Here is a 6,000-nt window from a genome sequence, read left to right as displayed (position 1 = left end):
TCTCTCTATGCGTATCGAAGAGGGAGAAGATATCATTATCGATGCTATCTGTTCTGTTCCTTACCTTATAGGTTACATCATTAACTATAAAGAACCTTTACTCAATCGTGAAAGACGTGTAAAAGAACTTTTCAAAAGCTTTGAAGATGACAAATCTGATAAAGATGATTCTGATGATTCTGATGATTCTGATAATGAAGCAGAAACAACTACACCTAAAGATGATAAAAGAGTGAAACAAGTTGTTGACAGCTTTAAGCAGCTTGAAAAGGCAAAAAAAGAGTGGATGAAATCACGTGAAGATCTAGATACATTCTTAGAGACAGAAACGGATGAAGTAAAAATTCTCCATGAGCGTCTTAAAATTGCATTTAAAAAAGAGTTGCTTAAAGCAGCTCTTTTAAATCTTGGACCAACATCTAAACTCATCAACGAACTCGTTAAAGCAATGGAAACTGCACTTAAAAGTGATGATAGTTTCGACAAAGAGCTTAAACGTTTAGAGTATAAACTTCCACTTTTCAATGATACGCTTAAAGCAAATCACAAAAAACTGCTTGACAACATCATCAATATGGATAAAGATGATATTATCGATGCTGTACCAGAGACCACAATGGTAAGCACCTATGTTGAGATCAAGAAACTTTTTGAGACAAGAGAAGCGAGTAAAGGTGGTTTTGATCTTTCTGAAGAAAAACTCCAAGAGATCTTAGGACAGATCCGTCAAGGTAAAGCAAAAAGTGAAGTAGCTAAAACACGAATGGCAAAGTCTAACCTTAGATTGGTTGTTTCCATTGCTAAGCGTTATACGAACAGAGGGCTTCCATTCCTTGACCTTATTCAAGAAGGGAACATCGGTCTTATGAAGGCTGTTGATAAATTTGAGTATGAAAAAGGGTACAAATTTTCAACCTATGCAACATGGTGGATACGTCAGGCTATCTCTAGAGCCATTGCAGACCAGGCAAGAACGATTCGTATCCCTATACATATGATCGAGACGATTAACCGTATCAATAAGATCATCAGAAAACACCTTCAGGAAACAGGAAAAGAGCCAGATCTTGATACGATCGCTGAAGAAGTAGGCTTATCTGTAGATAAAGTAAAAAATGTCATCAAGATCACTAAAGAGCCTGTCAGTCTTGAAACGCCAGTAGGTGATGAAGATGATGGTAGATTTGGTGACTTCATTGAAGACAAAACAACACTGAGTCCAACTGACGTTGTACTTAAAGATGACCTCAACAACCAGATAGATGATGTACTTGACCAGCTTAACGAGAGAGAAAAAGCCGTTATTCGTATGCGTTTTGGTCTTCTTGAAGATGAAAGTGACAGAACACTTGAAGAGATAGGAAAAGAGCTTAGTGTTACTCGTGAAAGAGTAAGACAGATAGAATCATCTGCGATCAAGAAACTCAAGCACCCTAAAGTGGGAAGAAAACTTAAAAACTATATCGAAGAGTAACCCTCTTCTTTAGGTGCAAAGATACTTATGCTTTACGCATAAAGTGTAAACCTATAAGTTTCTCCAGCACCTCAATCACTTCATTATCATCACTCAAAGACTCTACTATAGAGTGCATACAAGCCTCATATTCATCAAAACCTTTAGTGATCAGTTTTGCAGCATAAACAAGTAGTCTTGTTGAGACTGCTTCTTGAATTTCATTGTCGCTAAGCTGACGGATCTCACCTGCGATCGTTACAAGTTTTTCTGCAATGTCAGTATCAACTCCACTCTCTTTTATGATGATCTCTTTTTCAATCTCCGCATTTGGGTAATCAAAACTAAGTGAGATAAAACGCTGTTTGGTACTTGGTTTCATCCCTTTAAGTACATTTTGATAGCCTGGATTATAGGAGACAACCAACATAAAGTCAGGATGTGCTTCTATCATTTCACCTGTTCTGTCTATAGGTAATACTCTTCTATAGTCAGCCAAAGAGTGAAGTACAACAGTGGTATCTTTTCTTGCTTCTATGATCTCATCGAGATAGCAGATACCACCATCTCTTACAGCCTTTGTCAGTGGGCCATCCTGCCAGAAAGTACCACCTTCATCTATGAGGTGACGACCCACTAGATCAGCAGCACTTAGATCATCATGGCAGACTACAGTATACACTTTACGATCAAGTTTTTCACCCATCGCTTCTATAAATCTTGTTTTACCACAACCTGTTGGTCCCTTGATTAAAATAGGTAAATTCATCGATGCTGCTGCCTCAAATAGTTCAATTTCATTTGCATGTTCTTTATAATATGTTTTTGACATTTCTTTTCCTTATTTTGTTAAGCTCATATATATTTCGGGTAGTACTTTTGGTAGCTTTTTAGAATCTCTTACTACCACATATCCATTTCTTCCAAACAGATAAGATAGATAGTCTTTGGCTTCTATATCTATAGTGATACAAAATGGTATAAGCCCTAGTTTTTTAGCTTCTTGTATAGCTTTTTTTGTATCTTCTATGCCATACCTGCCATCATATCTATCTACATCATTTGGTTTACCGTCACTAATGATCAGTAATAGTTTATTTTGGCTCTGTTGTTTGTTGAGTATTTTTGAGCTTTCTCTGATTGCCGCACCTAAACGGGTATAATAGCCCGGTTTTATGTTATCTATTTTTCCACGAACATAATCTGAGTACTTCTCTTTAAAATTTTTAATGATATGGAAACGTACGTTAGTATTTTTCAGTGAAGAAAAAGCGTATATGGCAAACCTGTCTTCTAAACGCTCAAGTGATTCCGAAAATACCATTAAGGAATCTTTTATAGCATCTATCACTCTTATCTCTTGTGTAATTGCTGCTTCAGTTGAGAGAGAGATATCAGCTAAAATAAGTGTAGACATATCTCTCATCTTTCGCTCAAAAGTTGTATAGAATTTTTGATGATGTCCTGACTTGTTTTGATGGCCTTTATAATCTATCCATGTATCTAAATTTATCTCATCTCCATAAGGAAGATTAGTATTTTTGATGCGATCAAGCTCCATCAGATCAAGTTCAGCTTGAATTTTCTTGTATATTTTTTTTAAATGTACCGGAAACACTACAGGTTCTATATTTGTTGTGATCAAAGGTTTGATACAGACATAATTCTTTAGATACTTCTCTTTTGAATAATCCCATTCATCTATAAAATATCCTTTTCCTAACGGGTACTCTTCTTTGGAATTGGAAGAGATATCTAGATCCATTTTTAGTCTTGCATTTAAATTTGCTTTTTTTTGTCCTAATGTTATCTCATCTAAATCTTCAGCATTATAGAGTGCATCTTCATCAAAACTGTCATCTTCACTTCTATCTACATTTACCTGTTCCATAATACTCATCATGGCATCCGGTAAAAATGCCAACAAGCCATCTGTTTCTTTCTTATCATCCATTTGGTTGGCTTGTTTTTTCATCTTTAGGGTATCAGTTTTTTCTGACTGCTCCTTCCCACGTACCGGTTCCTCCTCATCATCAAAATCACTATAACTTTTTTTAGACGATAATGGTGGATAGATCCATAATGCAAATGGATATAGATCTAAATTCTCAAGATAATTTTCATCTGTTAAATTTTCTTTGGTTAAAGACTTAACAAATGATAATTTTTCATTTTTTTCTGTGAGTTGGTCTACTGCTTTGTCATAAAAAGCCCTGAATCCCGGATACTCATTGAGTAGTTCTATAGATGCATAAAAGTTTTTTTCCAGCAACGTCCCTCTATGTGTATCAAATCTTGTAGCCATCGCAACAAGCCAAAAATACATCATAGTGTTTTCTTCATGTGAATCAAAATAAGCTAATGAAGAGGGGAGATAAAGCCCTGTTTCATCTTGCCAGGCAAGAAAAAATGTCTTGCCTGAACCTGATATTTTTTGAAGCAGCGTACGTGAAGTATCTATAAATCGTTTATCTGTGATATGTAATTCTTTGCCTTTTTCACCACCTAAAAGATGATAAAAAATTTTTAAAGATTTACTTTTTTCCTCAAAAAAAACCCTCTTATCTTCATAAGCTGTATCTGTCTTTTTGGTTAAAAAGTTATCCCAAACTTTACCTATAGATTCTTCAAATTCCAACATACGCTATGCAGCACTCTCTTCTTTTACAAAGAAACTATAAAAGTAAGTGAGTAGACCAGCTAGAGTTAAAAGACCAAAACCTAAACGAACCGTATATACAGGTATAATTTCAGCTTGAGTATCCATAAAACTTAAAACATCTACACCAACACGTTGTATAAATACTTGCATCGTTCCAGCAATAACCAATGCTGAAGTAACACCAAGCATTCCTATAACCATCATCCAAAAACTTCTACGCTCAACCGCTTGTGCTTTTGCTCCATTTCCGTGTAACCGACCACGCATTATAGGCATAGCGTAAGAGATGATAGTAAATAAAATCATAATATACGCACCAAAAAATGCCAAGTGACCATGTGCGGCTGTAAGCTGTGTACCATGAGTAAAGTAATTAACTGGAGCTAAAGTATGAAGAAATCCTAAAACACCCGCACCCAAAAATGCCATTATCGCTGTACCTTTTGCCCAAGTAAGAGCGATCTTATTATCATGGTCGATTCTTCTTTGTTTCTCCATAGCAAATGCATACAGGATCATCAAGAAGAAAGGTAAAGGTTCGACAGCAGAAGCAATAGACCCTATCCATAACCAGTATCCAGGCGTTCCTATGTAGAAAAAGTGGTGACCCGTACCAACGATACCAGAAACTAAAGTCATGGCAATGATCAGGTATAACCATTTGTCAATATGCTCACGGTCGACGCCTGTCACTTTAATAAGCACAAATGCCAAAATAGCACCAAGAATCAACTCCCAAACACCTTCAACCCATAAGTGTACTACATACCACCAGAAAAATTTATCCAGTACCAGGTTATCAGGTACATAAAATGCAAATAAGAAGAATACCGCAAGACCTAAAAGACCCGTAAGTAAAACAACCGTAATAACCGTTTTACGACCTTTGATAACAGTCATACCAATATTTAAAATAAATGCTAAAGCTACTATAACAATACCTATTTTAGTGATAGTCGGTTGTTCTAGAAACTCTCTACCCATCGTTGGCAAAATGTTGTTATAGGTAATCTCTGTCAGAGTTGCATACGGAACAAGTAAATAACCTAAGATCGTTGCAACACCCGCTGCAGCAAAAATCCAGAATGTAGCTTTTGCAAGCCAAGGACTCCAAAGTTCTCTTTCACTCTCTTCAGGAACAAGATAATAAGTTGCACCCATAAAACCAAACAGTATAAGAACTATAAGTAAGTTTGTGTGAACCATACGAGCCACATTAAAAGGAATCTCTGGGAATAAAAAATCTCCAGCTATATACTGTGTACCTAAAATCAAACCAAAAAGTATCTCTCCGGCAAGAAGAACCAATGCAAAAATAAAATATGGTTTTGCGACCATTTGTGAACTGTATTTCATTGTATTATCCTTCTATATTTGGTGGCCATTCGTTATCATCTATTTTAGATGTCCAGATCAGGAAGTTAGATATATCATCTACTTCTTTATCACTTAGATTAAACTGTGGCATTTTTCTTCTATCAGGTGTATTCATCGGTTGCGCTGCCATCCAGCCTTTCATAAAGGATTTGAAGCTTTCATCACTCCCGCCCCCACGTCGATCAAAAACATTCGCAAGTTCTGGTGCATAGTATGCCCCTTCTCCCATTATGGTATGACAACCTACACAGTTATTTTTTTCCCATAAATGTTTTCCATGTGCAACAGATTCTGTAATATTCTGAGCATTTGAAAGTTTGGGTACTTGTCCTACAGTATCCACTGTGAGACCTGCAAACACTAAAATGGCAAAAACACTTCCACCAAAGTAGATGTTTCTAGCCATATTTTTAGTAATACGTTCACTCATATAGTCACTCCTTTTTTTAATTCTACTTCTTAGTAGTATTTCGCATTGTATCTCTAAATTATTTAATTCTACCTTTAA

General features: G+C 36.1%; 5 protein-coding genes. 1 reads left to right on the top strand and 4 read right to left on the bottom strand.

Translation table 11 applies throughout. The annotated features are described in order from the left end of the window. Window positions 1-1,474, top strand: a 1,474-nt coding sequence (gene rpoD, locus ABZC96_RS01200) for an RNA polymerase sigma factor RpoD (protein WP_373028489.1), incomplete at its 5' end; no start/stop codon positions are given. Between the two features lie 25 nt (window positions 1,475-1,499). Here the strand turns inward: rpoD and ABZC96_RS01195 are convergent. Genes ABZC96_RS01195 through ABZC96_RS01180 form a run of 4 tightly spaced genes read right to left on the bottom strand, consistent with a single transcriptional unit; the run spans window position 1,500 to window position 5,922 of the window. After that, a complete protein-coding gene (locus tag ABZC96_RS01195) occupies window positions 1,500-2,285 on the bottom strand; it encodes a CbbQ/NirQ/NorQ/GpvN family protein (protein ID WP_373028488.1) in 786 nt (261 codons plus the stop codon). 9 nt (window positions 2,286-2,294) lie between these two features. Continuing rightward, window positions 2,295-4,094 (bottom strand): nitric oxide reductase activation protein NorD, encoded by a 1,800-nt coding sequence (locus tag ABZC96_RS01190; protein ID WP_373028486.1) that lies wholly within the window; start codon window positions 4,092-4,094, stop codon window positions 2,295-2,297. A gap of 3 nt (window positions 4,095-4,097) precedes the next feature. Then, a complete protein-coding gene (locus tag ABZC96_RS01185; protein WP_373028484.1) occupies window positions 4,098-5,471 on the bottom strand; it encodes a cbb3-type cytochrome c oxidase subunit I in 1,374 nt (457 codons plus the stop codon). Between the two features lie 4 nt (window positions 5,472-5,475). Beyond that, window positions 5,476-5,922, bottom strand: coding sequence for a cytochrome c (locus ABZC96_RS01180; protein WP_373028483.1), 447 nt, complete (start codon window positions 5,920-5,922; stop codon window positions 5,476-5,478). Between the last annotated feature and the right edge of the window lie 78 nt (window positions 5,923-6,000).

The sequence above is a fragment of the Sulfurovum sp. genome, from assembly GCF_041551015.1.
GTDB lineage: Bacteria > Campylobacterota > Campylobacteria > Campylobacterales > Sulfurovaceae > Sulfurovum.
The sequence above is the reverse complement of the archived record's forward strand: the minus strand, read 5'-3'. Positions and strand labels throughout refer to the sequence as shown.

Bases quoted from the DNA above. Each gene is read 5' to 3' on its own strand.
- ABZC96_RS01195 (WP_373028488.1), bottom strand. From the start codon at position 2,285: ATGTCAAAAACATATTATAAAGAACATGCAAATGAAATTGAACTATTT.
- ABZC96_RS01190 (WP_373028486.1), bottom strand. From the start codon at position 4,094: ATGTTGGAATTTGAAGAATCTATAGGTAAAGTTTGGGATAACTTTTTA.
- ABZC96_RS01185 (WP_373028484.1), bottom strand. From the start codon at position 5,471: ATGAAATACAGTTCACAAATGGTCGCAAAACCATATTTTATTTTTGCA.
- ABZC96_RS01180 (WP_373028483.1), bottom strand. From the start codon at position 5,922: ATGAGTGAACGTATTACTAAAAATATGGCTAGAAACATCTACTTTGGT.